The organism is Synechococcus sp. C9, from assembly GCF_022984075.1.
Lineage (GTDB): Bacteria > Cyanobacteriota > Cyanobacteriia > Gloeomargaritales > Gloeomargaritaceae > Gloeomargarita.
In genome coordinates this window covers 953,231-978,572 of the sequence record NZ_JALAAD010000001.1, presented here as the reverse complement: position 1 = coordinate 978,572, position 25,342 = coordinate 953,231, and the positions used below count along the sequence as shown (strand labels likewise).

Annotated in this window: 23 protein-coding genes; 10 read left to right on the top strand and 13 right to left on the bottom strand. The window is 52.8% G+C overall.

Features of this window, described 5'->3' with window-relative positions:
- Positions 1–204: 204 nt before the first annotated feature.
- Entirely contained in the window at positions 205–507 is a 303-nt protein-coding gene (locus MLD66_RS04835) for a ferredoxin (RefSeq protein WP_247215811.1), read from the top strand.
- Here MLD66_RS04835 and fmt read toward each other — a convergent pair.
- Genes fmt through patD form a run of 3 tightly spaced genes read right to left on the bottom strand, consistent with a single transcriptional unit; the run spans position 504 to position 2,168 of the window.
- Positions 504–1,505: a methionyl-tRNA formyltransferase gene (fmt, locus tag MLD66_RS04830; protein ID WP_247215810.1), complete on the bottom strand. Its 1,002-nt coding sequence runs from the start codon at positions 1,503–1,505 to the stop codon at positions 504–506. The two genes, MLD66_RS04835 and fmt, sit on opposite strands and share 4 nt — an antisense overlap.
- Positions 1,502–1,828, bottom strand: coding sequence for a hypothetical protein (locus MLD66_RS04825; protein ID WP_247215809.1), 327 nt, complete (start codon positions 1,826–1,828; stop codon positions 1,502–1,504). Before MLD66_RS04825 ends, fmt begins: the two co-directional genes overlap by 4 nt.
- A gap of 10 nt (positions 1,829–1,838) precedes the next feature.
- On the bottom strand, positions 1,839–2,168 hold the full coding sequence (gene patD / locus MLD66_RS04820) for a heterocyst frequency control protein PatD (RefSeq protein ID WP_281438414.1): 330 nt from the start codon (positions 2,166–2,168) through the stop codon (positions 1,839–1,841).
- A 274-nt stretch (positions 2,169–2,442) separates the two neighbouring features.
- On the opposite strand from patD, the gene MLD66_RS04815 reads away from it, so the two are divergent.
- The 3 genes from MLD66_RS04815 to MLD66_RS04805 are packed head-to-tail and all read left to right on the top strand — an operon-like array spanning position 2,443 to position 5,669.
- On the top strand, positions 2,443–3,342 hold the full coding sequence (locus tag MLD66_RS04815) for a cytochrome c oxidase subunit II (RefSeq protein WP_247215807.1): 900 nt from the start codon (positions 2,443–2,445) through the stop codon (positions 3,340–3,342).
- Between the two features lie 30 nt (positions 3,343–3,372).
- Positions 3,373–5,031: a cytochrome c oxidase subunit I gene (ctaD, locus tag MLD66_RS04810; RefSeq protein ID WP_247215806.1), complete on the top strand. Its 1,659-nt coding sequence runs from the start codon at positions 3,373–3,375 to the stop codon at positions 5,029–5,031.
- Positions 5,032–5,051: 20 nt separating this feature from the next.
- Positions 5,052–5,669, top strand: coding sequence for a heme-copper oxidase subunit III (locus MLD66_RS04805; protein ID WP_247215805.1), 618 nt, complete (start codon positions 5,052–5,054; stop codon positions 5,667–5,669).
- Between the two features lie 216 nt (positions 5,670–5,885).
- Here MLD66_RS04805 and MLD66_RS04800 read toward each other — a convergent pair whose 3' ends face one another.
- Together MLD66_RS04800 and MLD66_RS04795 are read right to left on the bottom strand one after the other, a co-directional pair.
- Entirely contained in the window at positions 5,886–6,071 is a 186-nt protein-coding gene (locus tag MLD66_RS04800; RefSeq protein ID WP_247215804.1) for a hypothetical protein, read from the bottom strand.
- 524 nt (positions 6,072–6,595) lie between these two features.
- Complete coding sequence (locus MLD66_RS04795; RefSeq protein ID WP_247215803.1) at positions 6,596–8,962, bottom strand: S8 family serine peptidase; 2,367 nt, start codon at positions 8,960–8,962, stop codon at positions 6,596–6,598.
- A gap of 553 nt (positions 8,963–9,515) precedes the next feature.
- On the opposite strand from MLD66_RS04795, the gene MLD66_RS04790 reads away from it, so the two are divergent.
- Together MLD66_RS04790 and MLD66_RS04785 are read left to right on the top strand one after the other, a co-directional pair.
- Positions 9,516–10,667, top strand: a complete 1,152-nt coding sequence (locus MLD66_RS04790; protein ID WP_247215802.1) for a PQQ-dependent sugar dehydrogenase — start codon at positions 9,516–9,518, stop codon at positions 10,665–10,667.
- A gap of 19 nt (positions 10,668–10,686) precedes the next feature.
- A complete protein-coding gene (locus MLD66_RS04785) occupies positions 10,687–12,453 on the top strand; it encodes an aspartate kinase (protein WP_247215801.1) in 1,767 nt (588 codons plus the stop codon).
- Between the two features lie 134 nt (positions 12,454–12,587).
- Here the strand turns inward: MLD66_RS04785 and MLD66_RS04780 are convergent, their stop codons facing one another.
- The 7 genes from MLD66_RS04780 to MLD66_RS04750 all read right to left on the bottom strand — a co-directional run bounded on the left by MLD66_RS04780 (position 12,588) and on the right by MLD66_RS04750 (position 20,781).
- Positions 12,588–13,745, bottom strand: a complete 1,158-nt coding sequence (locus tag MLD66_RS04780; RefSeq protein ID WP_247215800.1) for a phospholipid carrier-dependent glycosyltransferase — start codon at positions 13,743–13,745, stop codon at positions 12,588–12,590.
- Positions 13,746–13,953: 208 nt separating this feature from the next.
- Entirely contained in the window at positions 13,954–15,465 is a 1,512-nt protein-coding gene (gene lysS, locus MLD66_RS04775; protein ID WP_247215799.1) for a lysine--tRNA ligase, read from the bottom strand.
- A gap of 11 nt (positions 15,466–15,476) precedes the next feature.
- Positions 15,477–15,824, bottom strand: a complete 348-nt coding sequence (locus tag MLD66_RS04770; RefSeq protein WP_247215798.1) for a DUF3110 domain-containing protein — start codon at positions 15,822–15,824, stop codon at positions 15,477–15,479.
- Between the two features lie 41 nt (positions 15,825–15,865).
- Entirely contained in the window at positions 15,866–17,164 is a 1,299-nt protein-coding gene (locus MLD66_RS04765) for an alpha/beta hydrolase (protein ID WP_247215797.1), read from the bottom strand.
- Between the two features lie 57 nt (positions 17,165–17,221).
- Positions 17,222–18,100: a serine/threonine phosphatase gene (locus MLD66_RS04760; protein ID WP_247215796.1), complete on the bottom strand. Its 879-nt coding sequence runs from the start codon at positions 18,098–18,100 to the stop codon at positions 17,222–17,224.
- A gap of 8 nt (positions 18,101–18,108) precedes the next feature.
- On the bottom strand, positions 18,109–18,480 hold the full coding sequence (locus MLD66_RS04755; protein WP_247215795.1) for an FHA domain-containing protein: 372 nt from the start codon (positions 18,478–18,480) through the stop codon (positions 18,109–18,111).
- Between the two features lie 69 nt (positions 18,481–18,549).
- Positions 18,550–20,781: a GAF domain-containing protein gene (locus MLD66_RS04750; RefSeq protein WP_247215794.1), complete on the bottom strand. Its 2,232-nt coding sequence runs from the start codon at positions 20,779–20,781 to the stop codon at positions 18,550–18,552.
- 601 nt (positions 20,782–21,382) lie between these two features.
- Here MLD66_RS04750 and MLD66_RS04745 point away from each other — a divergent pair.
- The gene (locus tag MLD66_RS04745) at positions 21,383–21,610 is read left to right on the top strand and encodes a DUF2283 domain-containing protein (protein WP_247215793.1); all 228 of its coding nucleotides are present in this window, start codon (positions 21,383–21,385) and stop codon (positions 21,608–21,610) included.
- A gap of 38 nt (positions 21,611–21,648) precedes the next feature.
- Here MLD66_RS04745 and MLD66_RS04740 read toward each other — a convergent pair whose 3' ends face one another.
- Complete coding sequence (locus MLD66_RS04740) at positions 21,649–21,846, bottom strand: type II toxin-antitoxin system HicB family antitoxin (protein ID WP_247215792.1); 198 nt, start codon at positions 21,844–21,846, stop codon at positions 21,649–21,651.
- A 125-nt stretch (positions 21,847–21,971) separates the two neighbouring features.
- On the opposite strand from MLD66_RS04740, the gene MLD66_RS04735 reads away from it, so the two are divergent.
- Genes MLD66_RS04735 through MLD66_RS04725 form a run of 3 tightly spaced genes read left to right on the top strand, consistent with a single transcriptional unit; the run spans position 21,972 to position 25,292 of the window.
- Positions 21,972–22,949 carry an ABC transporter ATP-binding protein gene (locus tag MLD66_RS04735; protein ID WP_247215791.1) on the top strand — a complete coding sequence of 326 codons (978 nt, stop codon included), beginning with the start codon at positions 21,972–21,974 and terminating at the stop codon, positions 22,947–22,949.
- Between the two features lie 39 nt (positions 22,950–22,988).
- A complete protein-coding gene (locus MLD66_RS04730; protein WP_247215790.1) occupies positions 22,989–23,789 on the top strand; it encodes an ABC transporter permease in 801 nt (266 codons plus the stop codon).
- 3 nt (positions 23,790–23,792) lie between these two features.
- Positions 23,793–25,292 carry a Gldg family protein gene (locus MLD66_RS04725; RefSeq protein ID WP_247215789.1) on the top strand — a complete coding sequence of 500 codons (1,500 nt, stop codon included), beginning with the start codon at positions 23,793–23,795 and terminating at the stop codon, positions 25,290–25,292.
- The last annotated feature ends 50 nt before the right edge of the window (positions 25,293–25,342 follow it).

Below are 25,342 nucleotides of genomic sequence, written 5' to 3'. Positions count from 1 at the left end.
ACGGCACCTGAACGACTCACCAGCGGATTTGAGGTGTTAAATTGTAGCCATCGTTACCCAATTCGGGGGCACCTATAAGAAAACCTGGAGACAAATCCGGTTTTGATTACAAATCCAATTCAGTGCGGACAATCTGCCTTATCCGTTTTATGGTGATGAATGGGACAAATCCGTGTTCCTAATCCATTCTGAGGAGAATCTCCTATGGCTACTTACAAGGTGCGCCTGATCAATGCGGATCAAGGGATTGATACCGTGATTGACTGCCCCGACGATGAGTACATCCTGGACGCCGCCGAAAGTGCGGGGTTAGACTTGCCCTACTCCTGTCGAGCGGGTGCCTGTTCCACCTGTGCCGGTAAGTTGGTGGATGGGGCGGCTCCCGACCAGTCCGACCAGTCCTTCCTGGATGATGACCAGATTAGCCAAGGGTATGTGCTGACCTGCGTGGCTTATCCCACCGGCGACTGCACCATCATGACCCACCAGGAAGAAAATCTGTACTAAATGCCCTGGGGAGGAGTATCCCACTTCTCCCCGATTTCTAAACGCATCCCATTCCACCAATCCCCGCCGGACATGGCTCGTTTGCCCGGAGGCTGGACAGTTTTGAGGATCAGGCTTCCATCCTGAGTCGCCACTACGGGACCGAATTTTTTGATCACGGCGGTAAACGTCCCCGCAGGCATCCCTTGGGGTAGGGTAGGTAAGGTTAATTCGGGAAATTGGCTCTGCACCTGGGGTAAAAGTTCCGGCATGAGGGGAATTGTTTCTAAAATTTTCACCCGCTGTCCCCGTAATAAACTATAGCAATTGGGATAAAATCCCCGCACTTGGTTGTGCAATTTTAATGCCGATTTCTGCCAATCTAAAAAATAATTTTCTGGTTGAATCAAGGGTGCATAGGTGGCTTGGGTTTCATCCTGGGGAATGGGCGTGAGTTCTGGTAATTTGGGCAAGGTTTTTACTAACAATTCAGCAGTTAATTGGGCTAATTCTTGCCACAATTCCGGTAGGGAAGTAAATAAATCAATAGCTACTGTTTCCTGAGCCAACATTGGTCCCGTATCCATCCCCGCATCCATCAGCATGATGGTAATTCCGGTATGGGTTTCGCCGTTGACTAATGCCCATTGAATGGGTGCCGCCCCCCGATATTTCGGCAATAGGGAACCATGCCCATTCACACAACCCCACCGGGGCATCCTTAATACGGCTGGGGGTAAAATTTGCCCGTAGGCGACGACCACAAATACATCCGCATTTAATTCATTTAATGCCTGTTGGGTTTCTAAATCTCGGCGCAATCGTGGCGGTTGCCATAGGGGAAGATGGTATTGTTGCGCCAAAAGTTTCACCGGGGAGGGTTGGATTTTTTGCCCCCTTCCCTGGGGTTGATCCGGTTGGGTAACGACCCCTAAAACGTCAAATTCCGGTTGGCTTAACAGGGCGGCTAAGGTGGGTACGGCAAAATCCGGGGTACCAAAGAAAACGACTCGCATCATTGCCCTTGTAAAAATAGAATCACGCTCACCAGCACATCTGAAAAGATTAAATAAATTAAGGCTACCAGCCAAGAAGCCAGGGCAATGCCCACCCCCAACCATAAATGATTGCTGAAAATTTGCCAAATCCCCAGGCTACTCAATCCAAACACCAGGAGAATTTCGCCCACCCGCATCACCCGTTCGAGTACCACTTGACGCTCAGGTTCAGCACCCAACAGCACCCAGGCGAGGGTGAGGGGAATCGTCAAGCCCGCCCCATAACAAATAGCAACGACAAGCAAACTCAGGGCAATTTTGAGCAGGAGCGGGGGAGGATTCATGGGTCAAGGTTCACAGATTAAATAATTGTTGCATATACACATTTATGGTAGTAAGGCGTTGTTGAATCGTTCGCCACCGTTGGGTTTTGGTTTCCATCTGGCGGGCAGTATGCCAAAAAAGTAAGTCATTTTTTAGTAGATGAAATTGCTTATGAATTTCTACCCCCAACGAGCGGGCAAGGGGTTCCATGTCATCAAATGTCCGTGGAATTTCAGCAATAAAGTTTTCAATTTGTTTTTCAATTCCTGTCACTGGCGTTTTATGCTCAGTCATGGTTGATTCTTGCTCAAAGGAAGTCAAAAATTGCCTAAGCTGCTGATAAATGGGAGGTAGGGGCATAAGGGAATGACATGATAGAAACTTTTAAGGCACCCATTAAGCATCCTACCCGATTGCTGAATAAGTTTTGAGCATAACCAAGGAAGAGATGGTACTTTTTAGCCACTTGTAGCCATTGATTACCGGATGTGGGCGATTCCCTGGAAATTGCCTTGGTTGCGAGGACGAGCGCCCCCTTGCCAGCACAACCTTAAAATTACCTAGAGATTCTCCCAGCCCCCGCCAACTCCTGTGCTACAAACGGTAATGTCCGGGCGTACTCTGGATTTTACCGATGAAACAATTGCCAGCTTCGATTTGGACACTCACTGTAGGGGTTGTCGTGACCCTGATTGCCCTGTGGGCGGGGAGCCATAGCAGATTCTTCCCAGAGCAAGCCTCGGTGCAAGCTCCGCTGGTGGACAACTTTTTTAACCTCATGTTTATGATTGCCGTCGCCCTGTTTTTGTTGGTGGCGGGCACGATTATTTTCTTTGCGATTCAATTCCGGCAACGCCCCGGCGATGAGGAGGATGGGGTGCCCTTGGAGGGGGATTTTGCCCTGGAAGCCTACTGGACGCTGATTCCGGCGGTGATTGTCATTGTCCTGGGAATTTACAGCGTGGAAGTATTCACGGAAATGGGTGGGTTTGCCGCTGGCGGTGGTGGCAATCATCTATTAATGAGCCATCATCAGCACCATGAGATGAAAAATCATGAAATGAAAACCCAACTGGTTAGTGATGATATGGCGGAAAATACTCCCGAATTTCAGGCGGAATATGGATTGGGAGGGGCGGGAAAACCGGATGTAACCGTGACTGTTACCGGGATGCAATACGCTTGGATTTTTAACTATCCTGAGGGGATAACGGCAGGGGAATTACACATTCCGGTGAATAAAAGTGTACAGTTGAACATCAAAGCCGCCGATGTGATTCATTCTTTTTGGGTGCCCCAATTTCGCCTGAAGCAGGATGCGATCCCCGGTCATGATACGGAACTGCGGTTTACCGCTACGAAAGTGGGGGATTACCCGGTGGTTTGTGCGGAATTGTGCGGTGGGTATCACGGTGCGATGCGTACTCGGGTGTACGTTCATACTCAGGAGGAATACGACCAGTGGTTGAAAGAAAATCAATTTGCCCAAAACCCCGATTTATCTAGGGCGGTAGCAGTTAATTCTGAGGATTAGTTAACCCATTATTTACGAGGAAAACCGTTTATGGCACAGGCACAACTTCCCGTTTCCGGTGAATTACCCCAGGCGATTGGGCACCATCCCACGGCTTGGAAATGGTATGACTATTTCACGTTCAACGTGGATCATAAAGTCATTGGGATTCAGTATTTAGTATTCTCATTTGTGTTCTATTTGCTGGGTGGATTGATGGCGGTGGTAATGCGTACCGAATTGTACACCCCGGATGCGGATGTGATTGACCCCAATTTATACAATGCCCTCTTGACCAATCACGGTACAATCATGATTTTTGGCTGGATTGTCCCAGCGGCAATTGGGGGGTTTGGAAATTTTTTAGTGCCTTTGATGATCGGGGCACGGGATATGGCATTTCCTCGCTTGAATGCCCTGGCATTTTGGATGTTACCCCCGGCGGGTTTGTTGCTCGTGGGGAGCTTCTTTTTTGGGGGAGCGCAGGCGGGTTGGACATCCTATCCGCCCCTGAGTTTGATTACTGCTAATACCGCCCAATCCATGTGGTGCTTGAGCATCATTTTGGCGGGGACTTCCTCGATTTTGGGTTCGGTGAATTTTGTGGTCACGATGGTAAAAATGCGGGTGCCCAGTATGCCTTGGGATAAAATGCCCCTATTTTGCTGGGCGATGATGGCAACTTCCCTGTTGGCTTTGTTGTCCACGCCGGTATTAGCCATTGGATTGCTTTTACTGCTGTTTGATATTAATTTTGGCACCTCATTTTTCAAACCCGATGCGGGGGGTAATGTGATCATTTACCAGCATTTATTCTGGTTTTATTCCCACCCGGCGGTGTATTTAATGATTTTGCCGATTTTTGGCATCATGTCGGAGGTGATTCCCGTCCACGCCCGCAAACCCATTTTTGGTTATAAAGCCATTGTGGGTTCGAGTATGGTAATTTGTCTCATTGGTTTATTCGTGTGGGTACACCATATGTTTACCAGCGGCACACCCCCCTGGATGCGGATGTTTTTCACGGTTTCAACGTTGATTGTGGCGGTGCCAACGGGGGTGAAAATCTTTAGTTGGACGGCGACGTTATGGGGTGGAAAAATCCGCTACACCAGTGCTATGTTGTTTGCCATTGGTTTATTGATCATGTTTGTGGTGGGGGGCTTGAGTGGGGTCACCCTGGGCACGGCACCGGTGGATATTCACATGCACGATACCTACTATGTGGTGGCGCATTTCCACTACGTTTTATTTGGGGGTTCGGTGTTTGGTTTATATGCGGGGATTTACCATTGGTTCCCCAAAATGACCGGCAGAATGCTCAATGAACCCCTGGGCAAAGTGCATTTTCTGTTGACTTTAATTGGGGCAAATTTGACCTTTTTACCGATGCACGTTTTGGGAACCCAGGGGATGCCCCGCCGGGTAGCGATGTACGACCCACAATTTACCCAGATTAACCAAATTTGTACGATTGGGGCGTTTGTCCTAGCCTTCTCCGTGATTCCCTTTTTGGTGAATGTGATTTGGAGTTGGGGTTGGGGCGAAAAAGCCAGTGGTAATCCCTGGCGGGCGTTGACCTTGGAATGGACGACGGCTTCCCCACCGATCATTGAAAACTGGCATCGTCTGCCGGTGTTGACCCACGGTCCCTACGACTACGGGATGAACGGTCACGATACGTCCCCAGCCACTGCGACTCATTCTTAATTTTTAACCAGGTAATTGCCATGACAACTGCACCCACGCCACCGGAGCTAGCCATTCAGGAAGAACTCCCTGTTGATGACCATGAACATCATGATTTTCGGATGTTTGGGTTGTTAACCTTCCTCGTTTCCGAATCCCTAATGTTTGGGGCATTGTTCGCCGTATTTCTCATTTTTCGGGGGGAATTTCCCCAGTGGCCGCCGGAAGAGACTGAGGTGGAGTTACTTCTCCCGGCGATTAATACGGTGATTCTGGTTTCCAGTAGCTTTGTCATCCATTACGGGGATGTGGCGATCAAAAAGGGCAATGTGGCTGGTTTGCAAAAGTGGTATTGGGTGACGGCTCTGATGGGAGCAATTTTTTTGGGGGGGCAAGCCTATGAATACGCTACTTTAGGCTATGGGTTAACCACCAATGTTTTTGCCAATTGTTTCTACATTATGACTGGGTTTCATGGTCTCCATGTGTTCGTTGGCATTTTGCTGATTTTGGGAGTGTTGTGGCGTTCCCGCCTGCCTGGTCATTACACGGCGGAGAAACACGTTGGCGTAGAAATGGCGGAAATTTATTGGCATTTTGTGGATATTATTTGGATTGTATTATTTGTGTTGATTTATGTCCTGGCTTTGGTGAATTAATAACTCCTGTCTCAAAACTATTCCTAACCCTGGGAAGGGGGTAATTTTTGGGTATCTCTATTTATTTGAGCCAACCATAGCCTGCGTGGTGTAGCCATAAATCTTATCGTTGGCATACCCATATTCCCCAGAACTAAGGACGGGGGGTGCCCCCTGCGAACGCTAACTTTAATTTATAGAGAATTTATAGAGGTGTCCTAATATTGTTTCCCAGGTCTAAAACGTTGCATTTTCCGTGTTGCGTAGTTCCACAGCGGTGATTTGTTGCGGTTGCACCTGCACTGTCGCAAAGTTTCCATCTCCCGCAAAAAGGTTTAAGTATAAATCGTCCCCGTATTCTGCCAAGAGGGTGTATTCTCCGACAGGCAGTCCCACTTGAAAGCGTCCGTCTTTATCACTCATGACCCAACCCAGGCGATTGGGAAGTTTTACTGCCTCTGACAAAGGCAAGTGTGGAGAGATGGGTGCAGGAGCAAATTCTTGCGGCCAATTCTTCATAGGGGAGGGTCGAACTTTCCCAGTAAAAATCCAAATCCTCGTCGCAACGGGGGTGATTTTTGAGTCAGTGGTGACAGGTTCATTTTCTGGGAGAATCCGGGGCATTAAGTCACCACGCCAAGAGAGAACAACACCCACAATTCCCTGGGGTTGGGCAGTGTAGCGTTGTTCGCCAACAAAGGGCATGGGCGGGGGTAATTCCATAGATGCCGTTGGGGGTAATGGGTCAGGAGAAACCATAGAAGCTGGTTCTGTGATTGGTGTGGAATCATAAGGGATGCCGGGAACGGACACTAAGCCGCTGAGGAGCAGTCCACAGGTGCCAATCTGTAAGGGAGTCATCCAGTTCATTGGGGAATGGTTGGTAATATCGTACCGAGTGAAGGAAGAGCAAGGGGTGAGGTAATCCCACCCCGCAAAACGTAAAGTTAAACCAACGGTACCGCTGAGCTTGTGATCATGTCCCGGACTTGCGCAGGGGTCAGGTTCGGATTAGCACTCAGCATCAGGGCAACCACACCAGCAACGTGAGGCGTTGCCATGGAAGTGCCATTGTAACTAGCGTATCTGTCGTTCGGCGCCGTACTGACAATGCTCACCCCTGGGGCAACCACATGACGCATAGCGCTGTTCGTGCCAGCCCGGTTGGAGAACCAAGCAAGGTTCCGGTTCATGTCCACAGCGCCCACGGATAGACCAAAGTCAGTGGCGTAGAAAGCTGGATAGTCCGGTCGAGGATCACCGTCATTGCCCGCCGCCATCACCACGACCGCACCAAGGCTGGTAGCGTATTGGATCGCTGAGTAAATCTCTGGCGAAGGGAGGTCTGAACCTAAACTGAGGTTGATGACCTGGGCACCATTGTTGGCAGCGTAACGAATCCCATTGGCAATAGCACGGTTACTTCCAAAGCCATTATCACCCAGCACCTGTACTGGCATAATCCGAGCATTGTACGCCACTCCGGTTACCCCAAAGCCATTATTTTCAGCGGCAATCGTCCCGGCGACATGGGTGCCATGCCCATTTCTGTCTAAGGGATTGTTGTCGTTGTTGATAAAATCCCAACCGTGGACATCATCAATGTAACCATTGCCGTCGTCGTCGATGCCATTACCGGCAATTTCCCCAGGATTACGCCAAATGTTGTCATTCAAGTCAGCATGGTTGTAATCCACGCCCGTATCCAGCACTGCCACCACCACCCCGTTGCCTGTATAGCCCTGTGCCCATACTTCTGGAGCATTCACCAGGTCATTGCCCCAGTTATTGCCCCCTAAATTAGGCACATCTGGGAAGGGGAACGTTTGCCCAATGGCTCTAGCAACAGCCGCCCCAGCGTTGACCAAACCATAGCCGTAGGTGGCGTTAAACCCAGTGGTGGGAGGGGGTGGAATCAGCTCGGTAGCGGCAACATTGAGGTTGTAATAGGTGTTGGCATTTCCATAGGGGTAAACCCTGATGAAATAGGTGCCTGCACTCAACTGGCTGGTGATACCTTCATCTTGTGTGCCCCAATTCCAAGAATTTTGAATCACCGAACCGGTACTGCTGAGTAATTGCAGGTCTGCGTCTGCACTCAAGCCCGTGAGGGAGAGATTAATCGTGCTGGTGGTCGGCAACGTGAACCGATAGTAGTCGTTTGTGTCCGTACTGCCCACCCAATCGGTAAAGGTGGTGGGGATAGCACCTAGCGTAATATTCCGGGCTGTATCGAGGGTATTCCCAGCTAAATCGGGGTTCGTCGCCACAGCGGTGAGATTGTAGAAAGTGTCACCAATGGCTTGATTCACCAGGAGGAAGTAGGTGCCTGCGTCCAAAGACCGGAACATACTTTCGGGGGTCGTTCCCCGGTTCCATGAAGCCTGAATGACATTCCCTTGGTAATCAAACAGCCAGAGGTCCGCATCTGCCGTCAACCCATTGAGGGTGAAATTGACCAGGCTCTGTTCATGGAGGCTAAAACGGTAGAAATCATAGGTATCCGTACTGCCCACCCAATCCGTAAAGGTCGTGGGGGTAAAGCCCAGGGTAATATCACGGGGGTTCACAAAGCTATTCCCAGCTAAATCAGGGTTCGTCGCCACAGCGGTGAGGTTGTAGAAGGTGGAACCACTGTATTGGTTCACCAGGAGGAAGTAGGTGCCTGCCCCCAAAGACTGGGAAATACTTTCAGGAATGGTTCCCCAGTTCCACGAACCCTGAATGACATTCCCTTGGTGATCGTATAGCCAGAGGTCCGCATCTGCTGTCAACCCATTGAGGGTGAAATTCACCATACTGGGCTGGTTGAGGCTAAAACGATAGAAATCAAAGGTATCTGTACTGCCCACCCAATCCGTAAAGGTCGTGGGGGTCGAACCCAGGGTAATACCACGGGCGGTCTCAAAGCTATTGCCAGCCCAATCGCTAACAAACGCCACAGAAATAGGCGGTTCGTCCCACCAGAGAATTTCTTGTTCTTGATGCCCCACTTCATCCCCAGCGGTATCTGCACCGACCAAACGATTTGACCAGGCGAACGTCTCCTCAATCAAAACCCCCGTCGCCCCAAATGTACCGTCATCTGCCCCATTAGTCAGGAGCGCATCAGAGAGATAAATTGTTTGGGTGGTCTCACTATAGGTACTAAAAGCCTCTACAACTTGGAGCTTGGGAAAGGTAGAGAAATCACCAACTGCCCATTGGGAATGAATCGCCTGGATTGCGGGAGAATTGGCTTTTTCTCCAAGAACTCGGGCAAAGAAATCATCACTACTGGCAATGGCTTGTAGGTGAGTTTGAACAGGACTCAATAAATCACCATTTGACAACCCAGCGATTGCATTAAAACTATGGATGTTAACGCTGTCCGTATGTGGTTCTAAGGGTAAAACTGCATTGTGTGAGGTGGATAACATAACCGATTTACTCCTTTTTGGAACTGCGTCTTGGGGGGCGGGGGAAAAACCTACTAAACCTAATCTAAAGCCCTTTATTTTTATAGTAAGTGATTGGCTTTAGGAATAACCTGTGATAAAGATCACTAAGAAAAAAATTTTAGAATGGCAATGGTGCTATAGCAATCGTAAATGAGAATAGAATAGGGGTCGCAGGGGCACCGCCCCCGTCCTTGGTTCTGGGAAATCTCTGTTCACCAATCAAGTAGGATTGCTATATAAAAATCTTATTTAGAGTAGTGAAACTCCAATTGGTGTTAACTTCCACAGAGTTGGCTAGATTAGTTACGGAGTTGACCGACCTCTGAGAACAATTGGCGCAGATGGGGCAAGCGAGGCAAACGGTAGGATTACCCAACAGTACCCCAAGGGTGGCACAGGTGTTGATGCAGTCACCGGAGCAAAAGCGATGAAAACCTGGCTGTGGGGTTTACTCCTCACTGGTAGTTTGGTCGCCAGTTGTCACGGTTTACCCTCTCAAGGCAATGCCCCCCTGGTGGTGCGGGAAGTCCGTTACCGGGTGGTGCCGGTGCTGGCTGGGCTGGAACACCCCTGGGGCATGGCTTGGTTGCCCAATGGGGAGATGCTGATCACCGAACGCCCAGGGCGAGTGCGGCGGGTGCGCTCAGGTGTACTGCAAACCGAACCTGTAGCGGGGGTACCCCAGGTATTGGCGGCGGGACAGGGGGGGTTGTTAGACATTAGCCTGCATCCCCGGTTTCCAGCCAAACCTTGGGTGTATCTCACCTATGCCGAGGGGACAAGGGAGGCGAACCGCACGGTGGTGGCACGGCTGACCTGGGATGGGCAGGGATTCACCGACCGGCGGGAAATCCTGCGGGTGAGCCAGAGTAAATCAGGAACCCAGCATTTTGGTTCTCGCTTGGCTTGGTTGCCCGATGAAACATTGCTCGTAAGTATTGGGGATGGGGGCAATCCCCCTACGGAATTGGCGGGACAATTGATTCGCCTGCAAGCCCAAAATCCCCGCAGTCATTTGGGGAAGGTGTTACGGATCAACGCTGATGGCACGGTTCCCAGGGATAATCCTTTGGGGGCCAAGGCACTGCCGGAGGTGTGGAGTTGGGGGCACCGGAATATCCAGGGGTTGGCGGTGGATAGCCAGACGGGGCAGGTGTGGGCAACGGAACATGGTGCCCGGGGCGGGGATGAGGTGAATCGCCTGCAAGCGGGGCAAAATTATGGCTGGCCTGCCGTGACCCATAGCCGGGAGTATTTTGGGCCGGAGATTTCTCCCCACCGCTCCTTGCCGGGGATGGTTGACCCGGTGTGGGTGTGGTCGGAAACCGTGGCTCCCTCTGGGTTGGCGGTGTATCGGGGGGCTAAATTTCCCCAATGGCAGGGGCAACTGCTGGCGGGGGGGTTGATTTCCCAAGCGGTGCATCGGTTCCAGGTGAACCCCCAGGGAGAGGTGAAGGAAGTGGGTAAAATTCCCATCGGTGCCCGGGTGCGGGATGTGCGGGTGGGGCCGGATGGGTTGATTTATGTCTTGACCGATACCCCCAAGGGACAACTTTTGCGTATTGAACCCGCCCCCTAATGCCGTACCCTAGAAAACTATGGGATTGATTGTCCAGAAATATGGCGGCACCTCTGTCGCTACCATCGAGCGCATCCAGGCGGTGGCTCAGCGCATTGTGGCAACGGTGGAACAGGGGCATGGGGTGGTGGTGGTGGTCTCGGCGATGGGACGCACGACGGATGAATTGGTGGGTTTAGCCAAAGCCGTTAGCCCGAACCCCCCGGCACGGGAATTGGATATGTTGCTGTCCACTGGGGAGCAGGTGAGTATTGCCCTGGTGGCGATGGCTTTGGATGCCCTGGGACAACCGGCGATTTCCCTGACCGGCACCCAAATTGGGGTGATCACGGAGGCGGACCACGGGCGGGCACGGATTCTGCACATTCCCACCGACCGGATTACCCAAGAGTTGGAACTGGGGAAAGTCGTAGTAGTAGCGGGGTTTCAAGGGATCAGTAGCACCCGTACCTTGGAAATTACCACCCTGGGGCGGGGAGGGTCGGATACCTCAGCGGTGGCACTGGCGGCGGCACTGGGGGCAGAGGTCTGTGAAATTTATACGGATGTGCCGGGGATTCTCACCACTGACCCCCGCATTGTTCCTGAGGCGCAGGTGTTGACGCAGGTGACCTGTGAGGAAATGTTGGAACTGGCGAGTTTGGGGGCGAAGGTCCTGCACCCCCGGGCGGTGGAGATTGCCCGGAATTTTGGCGTACCGGTGGTGGTGCGTTCCAGTTGGACAACGGCACCCGGGACTCGCCTGTTGACCCCTGAGCGCCGGGTCATGCCCCACCGGGATTTGGAAGTGTCCCGCCTGGTGGACGGGGTGGAATTGGATGACCAGCAGGCGAAATTAGCCCTATGCAATGTGCCGGACCGACCGGGGATGGCGGCTCAGTTATTTGGAGCGTTGGCGCAGGCGGGGGTGAATGTGGATTTGATTATCCAGTCCATTCAGGCGGGGGAAACGAATGACATTGCCTTTACCGTACATCGGGATGCCGTGACCCAAACCGAGCGGCTGGTGCGAGATTTAATGCCCACTTGGGGGGAAGGGGTGACCTGCACCGTCTCGGCGGCGATGGCGAAGGTGAGCATTGTGGGGGCGGGCATGGTGGGGCGACCGGGGGTAGCGGCGGCGATGTTTAGTGCCCTGGGGGAAGCGGGCATCAATATTGACCTGATTTCCACGTCGGAAATTAAAGTCAGTTGTCTGGTGGATTTGGCGCAGGCGACCCAGGCAGTACGGGTGTTGAGTAGTAGTTTTAAGGTGCCGGTATTACCGACTCCACCGGGGTTTGGGGGAATGATGCCGGTGCGGGGGGCGGCGTTGGATGACCAGCAAGCCCGACTGGCGATTCAACGGGTGCCGGACCGACCGGGGACAGCGGCTTGTTTATTCCTGTCCTTGGCGCAGGCACGGGTGAGCGTGGATATGATTATCCAATCGGAGCGGGTGACTTGGGTGGAGGGGCGACCCACCCGGGATATTGCCTTTACCATCCACCAGGATGATGTCGCCCTGGCTTGTGATGCCCTCGAGACGGCGCTGGCAAAACTCGCCTGTGGCACCCTCACCATTGACCGGGAGATTGCCAAGGTCAGCGTGGTGGGCAGTGGCATGGTGCGCCAACCGGGGGTAGCGGCCCGGATGTTTGCCAGTTTGGGGCAGGCGGGCATCAATATCCAGATGATTGCCACGTCGGAGATTAAAATTAGCTGTTTGGTGCCCCGGGCGCTGGGGAAAAAGGCACTCCAAGAGATTCATCAAGGATTTGACCTGGCGCAACCCCAGGCTGATTAAAGGGCATCTCTATTGATTTGAGCCAAACAAAAATCCCATCGTGGGAATGCCCCTATTACCCGTAACCAAGGGCGGGTTTGAGTTTATAGAGGTGCCTTAAATTAGCCCTAAATTAATAAAAAATAATTAAAGGCTCAAATCCAACTGGGAAACCAAAACCGCCATTGCCAAAAGGGGAGACGCAGGGGCAAGCCCAAATAGATTGGCAACCAAAATCCCAACCCCACCCCTGGTACCATCAGGGCAACAATTGCCAGTTTTCGCTCGCCGGTTTGCCAGAGGGTTTCGACCCACCACGCTAGGGCAATACAGCCAAACACCAACGCCGGTAAATAATGGTAGATAAAAATACACCGTTTAACCAATGCCCAAGGCAGGAGATTCATCAAATAATTACCCAGGGCAAATTGCAAGACCCAGGGGCAATTTCTACGAATGAATTGCGGTAAACTTGCCAACACAGCGACCAAAACCAACCACCACAAAAAAGGATTCCCCATCGCCTGAACCGAAGTAATCCAACCGTCCTGATTTTGGTAGTAATAACTCATGGGACGCAACATCAACGGCCATGACCACCAGGTTGAGCAATAGGGATGCACATCTGACCCGGCACCTAAGCGGGTATGCACCCCCAAAATTTGCCGATGGAGTGTGAATAAATCCATCCCCGGATTTTGGGCTAAATGGGGCAACCAAACGAGTATATAAACCAATAAAGGTACAAGGGTTAAACTAATAAGTATTGTCCATCCCCGCCAACGCAATTTCCATGCCGCCAAAACCCCACCCAACCAATAGGCTAACCCATTCCATTTTACCGCGACACTTGCGCCCAAACATACCCCACCCCACCCACTGCGCCGCAAGACCAGCCATTGCCCCAATAGACCGAGAGCGATTAAATGGACATTAATTAAAGCATAGCGGGATTCCACCAGCAATAAGCCATCCGTTGCCACCAAGTAACCAGCAATCAAAGCCAGCCATTTCCTGCGGTTTAATTCATAGGTGACTAACCCGGCTAAAACAGGGATAAAAGACCCCACCAAGGCATTCAGCCAGCGATAGCCCCAGGGATAAAAACCTGTGAGTTTAATACCCAATGCAATGATATATTTTCCCAGAGGGGGATGCCCATCGAAAAAAGGTATATTTTGCAGATAATTCCAGGCAAATTTAGCAAAATACACCTCATCAAACACCAGTTCCTCAAACCGTCCTAAACCCCAAAACCGCAACCCAAAACTGATCCCCCATACCAGCCCCCATAGCCCCCAATACCCAAACATTCGAGGGCATTTTTCCCAAACAGAAAAGATATTGCTCATGCAACCCCAGGCTGACTATTTAGGATAAATTTAGAGATGAATTTGTGAATAAGTTTATAATCCCTAAAATTAACAACAACCCAACCTATACTCATACCCTGCGACTCTAATTTATAACCATTACCCAAGGGTGAAAAACGCATTGGCAATAGGGATAAAACAGATATTTTTAAGAATGTTCCGGCTTGAGTAAAGGGAAGGGAATCACCTCCCGAATACTCGCCGCATCCGTCACCAGCATCACCCAGCGGTCAATCCCCAGACCCATCCCGCCAGTGGGGGGCAGACCATACTCCAGAGCCGTGAGAAAATCCTCATCCACCCCCTGCGCTTCCGCATCCCCAGCGGCTTTACGGGCGGCTTGTTGCTCCAACCGTTCCCGCTGATCGATTGGGTCAGTCAATTCTGAAAAACTATTCGCCAATTCTCGCCCCGCTATGTACAGTTCAAACCGCTCCACCAAACCCGGCTGGGTACGATGTTTTTTAGCCAGAGGTGAAATTTCCACAGGAAAATCTAAAACAAAGGTGGGTTGTACCAGGGATGCTTCACAAAATTCCTCAAATAACGCATTGAGTAACCGCCCCACACTGTCATATTCCTGAGCATTTTGCAGACCACACGCCTGCGCCGCTTTTTGGGCTGAGGATAGGTCAGCTAATTCTCTAAATTCCCCAAAATCCCAACCCGTTTTTTCCCGCACCAAATCCCCCATTGTCACCCGCTGCCAAGGGGGGGATAAATTAATTTCCTGACCCTGATACGTGATGCGTAAACTGCCCAATAATTCCTGGGTAACGGTCGTGATTAAATCCTCCGTTAACTGCATCATATTCGTGTAATCAGCGTAGGCTTGGTAGAGTTCAATCGAGGTAAATTCCGGGTTGTGGCGGGTGGAAACCCCCTCATTCCGAAAAATCCGCCCCAATTCATACACCCGTTCAAACCCCCCAACCACTAACCGCTTCAGATGCAATTCCGTAGCAATCCGCAGATATAAATCAATTTCTAAAGCGTTGTGATGGGTGATAAACGGACGGGCATCCGCTCCCCCCGCTTCCGGTTGCAACACCGGGGTTTCCATTTCTAAAAATCCCCGTTCATCCAAATAGCGGCGGGTGAGTTGAATTAACTGCGCCCGTTTGCGAAAAATATCCCGCACCTCCGGGTTGACAATTAAATCCACATACCGCTGGCGATAGCGTTTTTCCACATCCGTAAGTCCATGCCATTTGTCCGGCAAGGGCAAGAGGGATTTGGTTAACAGTTCATAGGTGGTAACATACACGGACAATTCCCCTTTTTCCGTGCGCTTAATCGTCCCTTCTGCCCCTAAAATATCCCCCGCATCGGTGCCATTTTTCAACCGTTCAAAAGCACCCTCCCCCATGTGGTCTTGAATGCGTTGTTTTTCTAAATAAAATTGGATACTGCCCTGCTCGTCCTGGATGGTAAAAAAAGCTAACTTGCCAAACACCCGCCGTGCCATCACCCGTCCCGCCACCCGGACTTTTTCCGCAACTTCGGCTCCCGCTTCCAGGCTTTCATACTGCTTTTGTAATTCTGCTGTACTGTGGGTGCGCTGGTAACGGTAGGGATAGGGGTTGATCCCCGCCTGCCGCCATTGGTGCGCCTTATCCAGCCGTTGTTGGCGCAGTTCGTCCCCGGTGTGCCGTGACATCCCCCGTTCCTTTACAACAACCGTTCTAAACGGCGGCGAATTTCATCCAGCCCATCCCCCGCCGGGGTTTCCGGTTGCCAATCCGTTTCGGTCAGGTTCGCTGGGGGGGGGATCACCAAGGCTCCCTGGGGGACAACTTGACAGTGAAACCCATTTTGTTGGCAAAACAAACGCATTTCCTCTACGTCAATCCGCTCCACCGTGGGTACGGGAAAATCCTGGGCTTCTAACAGGGTGGCAAACCGCACCGCATCATCCTCATCTTCAAACAGTAAAATGGTGTCTTCCCCGTTCAATTTAAGGCTGTGAATGCCCTCATGGTCGCTACCCGAATTGTAAATCAAAACATAAACGCCCATCGGTATGTTCCCTTGCGTTACCCAAATTCTATTGTAAAGGTTCAGTGCAAAAATTCCGCCAACTGGGGCATGACCGTCTCACTCGCCACCAGCACACTGTAATGCCCAGTGCCGGTGCAGGTGAGGGTTTGCGCCTCGGGAAATAGGGTCTGCAAGGCGGCTTGCTCGGCGGGGTCAAAGGTGTGGTCGTTATCCGTATTGAGAATCAAAACGGGGCGGGGTGGGTCGTTGAGGCTGGCGGTCTGGAAACGGTAATTTTGGAAAAAATCCGCCACTACCCGGCAGTTCAGGCTAATAAATTCGATTTTACTGGTGCGCCGGGTGAGGGTTTCTTGGAAGTAGGCTCGCCAAAAGGGTTCATGGGGTACGCCGCTCAAATGTTTGGTGACAATGCTCTGGTAGGCGAGGCTGGTGATTTGCTGATGGGGCATCCCTTGCAATTGCCGCTCGGTCTGGCGGGCTTTGCTGACCCGGTCGCTCTCCGGCACGCCCACCCCTGTGTGGGACAGCACCACCTTGTCCACCAGCACCGGATATTTGCGTAATAAAGCCAAAGCCACCATGCCCCCCAGGGATTGCCCCAGCAGATGCACCCGCCGCAGTTGCTCTTGCTTCAATATCTGCCGTATCCCTTCCACCAGTTGGTCTATGGTACTCGCCGCTGGATAGGTGGGGGCAAGCAGGCGAAAATCCCCCTGCCAATGGTGCAGATAGGCGAACCACATATCCCCCCGCTGTACCGTGCCCGGTAGGAACAAAACCCCGGTTTGCCCGCTCCCCCCCGTCCAATACTCCCAGGTGAGACCACTGGCGCGCGCCTTTTGCTTGGTGAAATTCTGCCGCACCTGGATGAGTAACTGGGCTAACCCCTGATCCTCCCTGGGTAAATGGCGGTAGGGCTCCGGTAACGCCGCTGAACTGGATTTGGGAGCAAAGAGAAAATTGAGGCGTACTTTGGGGGCGGCGGGTTCCGCTGGGGGCTTAACCGCTTCGATTTCCCGAATATCCTCTTCTTTGTTAATATCTTCTTTAACTTTAGTCTCGTTAATCTCTGCAAGTTCCTGGGGGGCAGTGGGTCGGTTGGGAACCGGGGGGCGATGGACGAGCGTCGCCAATTCCTCCCGGCAGAGGGTCAACACCCCGTCCTGCTCAACGAGGATGCAAAAACTCCCCGCCTGTTGGTACTGCTCGGCAAAGGCGACCGCCTGGGGACGCATGGTTGCCCGAAAGGATTGCCCCTTGCGGAGTTGGCGGTTCTGAAACGTAAAGTAATTGCCCTGGTGATAGTTGACCCCCTGGGCTTCCAATTCACTGACATGAATGACTAAAATCGGGGACATAGCCAGCGTGATTACCCCTGCTAACCCCATTATCTAACACATCCCCGTACCCAAGGGTTACAACCGGGGCTGATGCACCTGGATTTTTACCAAAACCACCGTGATATTGTCGTGACCGTTTAACTCATTCCCCAGGTCAATCAACTGCCGAGCCGCCGCCTGGAGATGGATCACCCCCGTCTGAGGCAAAAGCAGGGGTCGCACATACTGTTGCCAATGGCTTTCCACCAAACCGTTGTCCGACAACCCATCGGAACACAGCAGGAGAATCGTATCCTCCGCCACCGTGAAGTAGTTCACGTCCACTTCCAAGGTCTGCTCGTGACGGGGTCCCAGGGCTTGGGTGAGTTGGTAGGCATCCGGGCGACTGTAGGCAATGGTTGGGTCCGTCCCCCGCTGAATCTCCCACTGCCCCACCTCGTGATCCACCGTGATTTGCTTCAGCCCCTCCGACTGGGTAATCCGATAAATCCGACTGTCCCCCACATGGGTCACCGCCACCTGATTGTCCTGCACCAACGCCACCACCAGGGTCGTGCCCATCCGCCCCTTGCCCCGGCGGTACTCCTCCTCGTTGCGTAAATAAATCGCCTGGTTGGCTACCCCCACCCCCGCCTGGATCACCTCCGGTCCCGGCAATTCCCCCTCCGTCCAATGCTCCAGCAAATAGGTCGCCAATTTGTGGGTCGCCAATTGACTCGCCTCATCCCCCCCCGCATGACCACCCATGCCATCACAAAGCACATACAAGCCTTTCCCCTGCACCAGTTCCCCTTGGGGACTCAGGCGACGGTGCATCGTCGTATGGGCGTAGAAATAATCCTGGTTGTACTCCCGTTGGCAACCGACATCGGTCAGACCCGCCACCTCCAGATTGACCAGCCGCAGGGGGGCTTGGGTGGGTAAGGCATCAGATGCGGGACGAGTGGTTTCCATGGGGGTATTCAATCCTGCTGTAGCAAAAAGGTTACCTTGTCTTCCTTACCGAGCGCAATCCAATCGCCGGGGCGCAAAGCACACCGTTCCCCAGGGCGCAACCGTTGCCCATTCACATAGGTGCCGTTGGTACTGCCCATATCCTCAATCGCCACCTGGTTATCCTGCACCACCAACCGGGCATGGATGCGGGACACCACATCGGCATCGGGAAAACCCGCCACGTTAATATCCGGGGGCAAATGGTCGTTGGGTTTGCCTACCAAGAGAACATTCCGGTGCTGGGGAATCTGCACAATGGTACCCGTCCGTACATGCACCAATCGGGGCTGATGCGTTTGCACCTGGGTCACCGAATCGGGTTGGGGCGGTTGAGACATGGGTAATGACGGTTAAGGCTGTCTAGGACACAAGCTATATTCTTCAATCTTAATCCATCGTTTCCCAGTTTAGCCCGGTGGGAGAGAATGATCTGCCCCCGCTAGGGGAAAAATCACCTGAAATTGGGTCTGTCCTTGACCGCTGCTGGCAGTAATCGTCCCCCCCAAATGCGCCACCAATCGCCGTACCAGTGCCAATCCCAAACCCATCCCGCCGTGTTCCCAGGGGTCGCTCCGGGGCACCCGGTAAAACCGTTCAAAAATCCGTTCCAACTCCGGCGGCGGAATTTCTACCCCCGTGTTGGTCACCTGTATCTGCCAATGGTCGGGCAATTTCTGGGTCGCCAGATGGATCGTGCCGTCTAGGGGCGTATATTTCAGGGCATTGGTGAGCAGTTCGGTGATCACCCGCTCCAGGCTGAAGAGATGCACCGCCACCTGGGGCAGTTCCGGGTCGAGGGTATAGGTCAGGTGCAACCCCTTTTGCTCCGCCTGGGATGTAAATCGTTGTACCACCCCCGGCAACCACTGCTGGACATCCAAGGTCACCTGGGGCAAAGGTCCTTGGGTGGTATCCAACTGGCGCAGGTGCAACAAATCCTGGATCAACTGGGCTTCCCGTTCGTATTCCTGCTCCAAAATTTCCAGATATTGCAATAATTTCGCCTGCTTGGTGGCATTGATATTCCCCTTGCGGAGGGTCAAACCAAACATCTTGAGAGCCAATTTCATATTGGACAGGGGGGTACGTAATTCATGGGAAACCGTACTCAAAAAATCATCCTTGAGCCGGTGCAGTCGTTCCAATTCCACCACCTGCGCCCGGGACTGCTGGTACAAACGGGCTTGACGGATGGCAATGGCGCATTGATTCGCCACCTGGGGCACCAAATCCACCGACACCCCCTGCTGGGGACGTGCCAACGCCACCCCCAATTCCCCGATCACCCCCTGGTCATCCATGATCGGTGCCAGCACCATCTGCCCCCCCGCCCCCCGAAACTGGGCATAGACGGGCGGCAGGAGTTCTACGGGTGGATAATGCCACACCTCCCCGTCCAGCAGCCGTTGGTACAGTTCCCGGTGATGCCCCAAATCGATCTGCGTGCCGACTGTGCTGGGCAAGTTGGGATTGGGCAAATATTCATAGGCAATCATCGCCTGCATTTGCGCCTCATCGTACAGGGCGACCCAACAGTAATCCGCCCCCAGGGTTTGCCCCAGACAGTCCAGAGCCGTGATAAAAATTTGCCGCTCATCCAAACTCCGGCGCACCTGTTCCGTGACCGTGTAAAGCACCTGCGCCGCATTCAGTGCCTGCCGCAATTCCGCCGTCCGTTCTTGCACCTGCATCTCCAGGGTGCTGTTGAGGGTACGGAGTTGTTGCACCAACTGCGCCTGGTCAATGGCAATTCCCAACTGCAACGCCAACTGCTCTACCAATTGCCGCTCCCCCGCCAGCCACGCCCGCCCCCGCCGGGTATCCGTCACCACCAACAGCCCCCACAACCGTTCCCCCTGGAAAATCGGCGTTACCAGAGCCGCCCCCAAGGGCACCCGTTGCAAATGCCCCAACCAGTCCGACTCCCGAAAATCCTGGTGCAGGTCGGCAATCCCCACCACCTCCCCTCGGCGCAAGGAACGCATTTCCGCCCCATCCCCAAACAACCACTGTTCCCCCAGCAGGGAAGTACTCAGGGGGGCGACGGATTCATGCACCACTTCCCCCCAGTCCTCCCGCAAAAACCGACAGACAAACACCCGTTCCACCTGCAAACACAGGCGAATTTCCGCTACTGCCGTCTGCAAAATCGTCCCCAAATCCAAGGAGCGATGAATCCGACTGGCAACCTGCCGCACCAGATGTTCCCGCTGGGCTTGCTCCCGCAGGGAATCCTCCAACTGCCGATGGCGATTGATCTCCCGAAAGGTGACCACCAAGCCCCGGTGTCCGCCCCCCAGGGGAGCCAAGGTCGCCGAAAGATAGTCCAACCCATCCGGGCGCACCAGTTGGGTATCCCGGGGCAGTCCCGTACTCACCCCCTCCCGAAACACCCTCTGCATCAGTTCCGCAAGCAGGTTATTGTACTGCGGGTGTGCAAGCTGCAACACTTGGGGCAACATCTGCCCTTGCGCCATTTGTAGGGGTACGCCGGTCAACTGTACCGCCATCCGGTTCATGCCGATCACCCGCCCATCCCCATCGGTGACGATCACGCCATCCCCCACACTCTCCAAAATACTGGCGAGCAAGTCCTGGGGTAGGGGGTTCGCCGTCGGTTCGCAGGAGGTAAACATCATCGTTTTTCCCTTAACTTTTTTTAACTAGCTGACCTGGCAACTGGTATATTTACGGAGGGGTGGTGGCGAAACATACATTAATTCAAACCCATTGGTTAATCAAGAATTAACGATAAGTTAATTTTACGTTAATAAGGCTGGTTTTGGGGTCATGTAAAGTATCATCATTTCGTGGTATCTTCGTAACTTTTTCTATTAGCTTAACACAGCGTAAATTAAGAGTGGTAAATATAACCATAACTTATAAAGCAAATGACGATTTTAGGGTGATTGGGATCACCGGGAAGCCTCAGTAAAACTACGGTAATGGGGACATGACCCCTCGGTTTTCACTAGCTACCATCCCCTGTTGCCGCTCCTCGATTCATTGGGTTTACTAATACCTGGCAGTCGTGTTACAAGTTCGGGGGAGGATCATACTTAAGGAAATATACGGAACGTGAGACTGATTGTCATTTTTTTTTAACTCCCCTGGTTTGCTCAGGGAGCGGGGTATGCCTCAGTAATATCACTTAAATCGAGTGTTACGGGTTATTTTGTTGGCAGATGGTCAAACCGTCCACAATGCTTTTTTTGACCGTAATTACCAGGAGAAAAAGCAGTGAAGATAAAATATTTTGAGGATACCGACACCGTTCTCTTTGAGTTCAACAGCGTTACACCCACAGAAACCCGAGAGTTATCGGAGGATATTTATCTGGATTTGGACGATGCGGGGCATATTGTCTCGATCACCGTTGAACACGCCAGCCTTCGGAGTGACTTTGCCGAGGTTAGCTTTTTGCGAATCAAGTCAGGAACTTTACCCGTTCCCGTTGTGGGTAGCTAGGGGTAGCCTAGAGTTAGAAATTCGATATTTAGGTACCTCTAAAAATGGGGCACACCAGCACAATTGTCGCTGTTCGCTATTCTATCCTCAAGGTGCAAACGAATTGCATCTTGTATTTTTTGCAGAGTTTCCTCATAGGAATCCCCTTGGGTGTAGCAACCCTGTAGGGTCGGACAGGAGGCAAAGTAACCTTCTTCGTCCTTTTCAATCACTACAGGAAACAGTAAACGGTTCATAACGCTCTAAATTGGATGTCATTGGCGCTTTGGTCTATCCCCATGCTACTCAAGAACCATACTGTTGAGGGATCACCTATGGAATAATAGAGCCAATCAACCGGTTTCCAGGACAGCATCGCCTTATGATCACCGTTGAGCATTTGACCAAGCGTTACGGTTCCACCCTGGCGGTCAACGACCTGAATTTCAGCGTAGATGCCGGGGAAATCCTGGGGTTTTTGGGACCCAATGGGGCGGGCAAAACCACCACCATGCGGATGCTCACGGGCTATATGCCCCCCAGTGAGGGCACGGCGAAAATTGCCGGTTTTGATGTGCTGGAGGACTCCCTAGCGGTGCGCCAGCGGATCGGCTATCTGCCGGAAACCCCGCCCCTCTATCGGGAAATGACCGTGCAGGGGTATTTGCATTTTGTCGCCAGCATCAAAGGGGTGAGTGCGGGAGACCGACCCCGCCGGGTGGACTGGGCGATGGAACGGTGTGGGCTGACCGAACGCCGGGATCAACTGATCCGCAAACTTTCCAAGGGATTTCGCCAACGGGTGGGGATTGCCCAGGCGATTGTCCATGACCCACCAGTGATTATCCTGGATGAACCGACGGTGGGGCTTGACCCGAAGCAAATTATCGAAGTGCGCAATCTGATCAAAAGTCTGGCGGGGGATCACACGATAATTCTCTCCACCCACATCCTGCCGGAGGTGAGCATGACCTGCAACCGGGTGGTGATCATCCAAAAGGGGCGGGTGGTGGCGACGGATACCATTGACCAGTTGGTGAACCGCTCGGACAACCGCACCCAGTACGAACTGAAGCTGAGCGGAAATCTGGAGCCATTCCAGACTGCCCTGGCGCAGTTTCCGGGTTTAGCCGGGGTACAGACCCAGAGCGAGGGGGACAATCATGTGGTGACGGTGACGACCAGCGGGGAAACGGATGTGGGACCAGAATTGACCGCTCTGGTGGTGCAGGCGGGGTTGAGGCTCTATGAAATGAACCGCCGCCGGGCGACCCTGGAGGATGTGTTTTTGCAGTTGACCACCAGCGAAGACACCCCCGAGGATGAGGCATTTGCCAGCGAAACAGTGGCAGACTCCTAAAGCTGTGGTAGGATTAACCCTGACTTCCTGGGGGCTGTGATGCGTTTACTGTGGGCAAATTTTGTGGCGATTTACCGCAAGGAATTGCAGGGTTATTTTGCCACTTCCTTAAATTACATCATTGCCGCCGTGTATTGGTTTATGGCGGGTGTTTTTTACATCATTTTATTTAATGCCGTACAAGCCAATGTAGCGGCTCAGGATTTGCAGGGGCAGGCGGGTTTGGGTGCGCCCCCGGTGGATGTGCCAGCGGTGATTTTGGAAAATTATTTGGGGATGTTGGGGTCGCTTTCGTTGTTTATTTTGCCCCTCTTGTCCATGAATTTGTTTGCCCAGGAACGGCAACAGGGCACCCTGGAATTGCTTGCCACCTCCCCGATTACGACCACGATGGTAACAGTGGGGAAATTGGCGGGGGTATTGACGTTTTTTATTACCCTACTTCTGCCGGTGATGTTTTATGAAAGTTTGACCCTGTTGCAGTCGGAACCTCCCTTTTCGTTTGGGTTAATTCTATTGGGGCATGGGGCGTTGGTACTGCTGGCGGCGGCAATTTTATCCCTGGGTTTATTCATTTCCGCTACCACCGAAAGTACCCTTTTGGCGGCGGTGGGCACCTTTGCTTTAATTTTATTGCTGTGGATTTTGCAGGCGGTGGCGGATCGGTTGAGTGGGGTACCGGCGGCTATATTTCGCCATTTATCCCTCTTGCAAAATTACACCAGTTTGATCCAAGGTTCAGTCAGCACCACCAATATCATTTTATTTCTCAGTTATGGGATTTTAGGGGTATTTTTGACGGTACAGTGGGTGGATGGATTGCGCTTCCAGAGGTCATAGGTGATGAATACGCTGGTGAAGGTCGTCCGCAACCATTGGCCCGCTTGGCTGGGAATTGCCCTGGTCACGGCAGGGGTGGTGATCATTCTGGTGGGGCCCAAAAACCAACCCTGGGGCGGTCTCCTGCTGGGGGCGGGGGTGGCGTTGCTGGGGTATGCCCTGTTCCGTTTGCCCCTGTGGGACCGGCGGGCGTTGGCAGTCGGCGGCAATGTGGCGCTACGGACTCTGGCGGTGTTGGTGATTTTGGGGTTGGTGAATTTTTTGGCGGTACAATATCCGTACAAAGTTGACCTAAGTGCCAACCAACGATTTACCTTAGCCCCGGAATCGCAAAAGTTGGTGCAAAACCTCAAGCAACCAGTGCGGGTGATTATTTTTGACCAACAGATTACGCCGCCAGCCCGACAGCTTTTGGAAAACTACCGCAAGGTGGCGGGGGATAAATTTAGCTTTGAGGTGATTGACCCCCGCAGTAATCCGGTCAAGGCGCAGGATTTTGGGGTGCAGGGGTTTGGGGAGGTGCATTTAGAAAGCGGTAAGCGGCGGGAACGTTTGCGAGAGCCGTTGACTGAGTCCAGTTTAAGTAATGCGATTGTACGGCTCACCCAGTCCAAGCAGGGGAACGTGGTGTTTTTGCAGGGGCACGGGGAGAAGTCTTTGGAACCGGGACAGCGGGGCAGTATGTCCCAGGCGCAACAGGCATTGCAAGCCCGCAACTTTAATGTGCAACCCCTGAATTTGGCGGAAGCGGGTCAAATCCCCAAGGATACGAATGTGGTGGTAGTGGCGGGACCGCAACAAGCCCTATTAGCCCCGGAAGCTCGGGCGTTGGAGCAGTTTGTGAACAATGGGGGTGGGTTACTGTTGTTGCTTGACCCCTTGGAACCGGCGAAAAATGACCGGGGGTTACAGGATTTGCTGAAGTGGGCGGGGGTCAAATTAGACGGGCGGTTTATCGTTTCCAATACGGAAATCATTCAGGGAGCCGGACGGGGGGTGGCGGTGACGACCCGTTATGCGGATCACCCGATTACCAAGGAATTTGGTCAGAGTTTGGCGTTGTTTCCCCTGGCGCAGGCGGTGGATTTGGTAGGAGAAGGGGAAAAAACCGGGGTGCCCCTATTTCTGACCGGGCGGGGGATTTGGGCGGAGAGCAATACCCAGGAGGACCCCTTTTTTGACCCGCAACAGGACCGGGAAGGCCCCCTGCCGATTGGAGTGGCGGTGGAGAAGGGCAAAGGGCGTTTGGTGGTGATTGGGGATTCGGAATTTGTCGCCGATGGTTTATTTAATTTGCAACGGAATGGGGATGTGTTTTTGAATAGCGTGAATTGGTTGGCACAGAACGAAGCCCAGCCCCTCTCGATCCGTTCCAAGGACCCGACCAATCGCCGCTTGAATATTGCTACCCCCCTAGCGACTTCCGTGACTTTGCTGGCTTTGATTGGCTTACCGGGGGGGGCGTTGGTGGCGGCGGCAGTGGTGTGGTGGCGCAGAAGGTAGGAAGGATCGGATTGAATTACAGTTCTCAAAGTTGTTGGGAATGACGATCA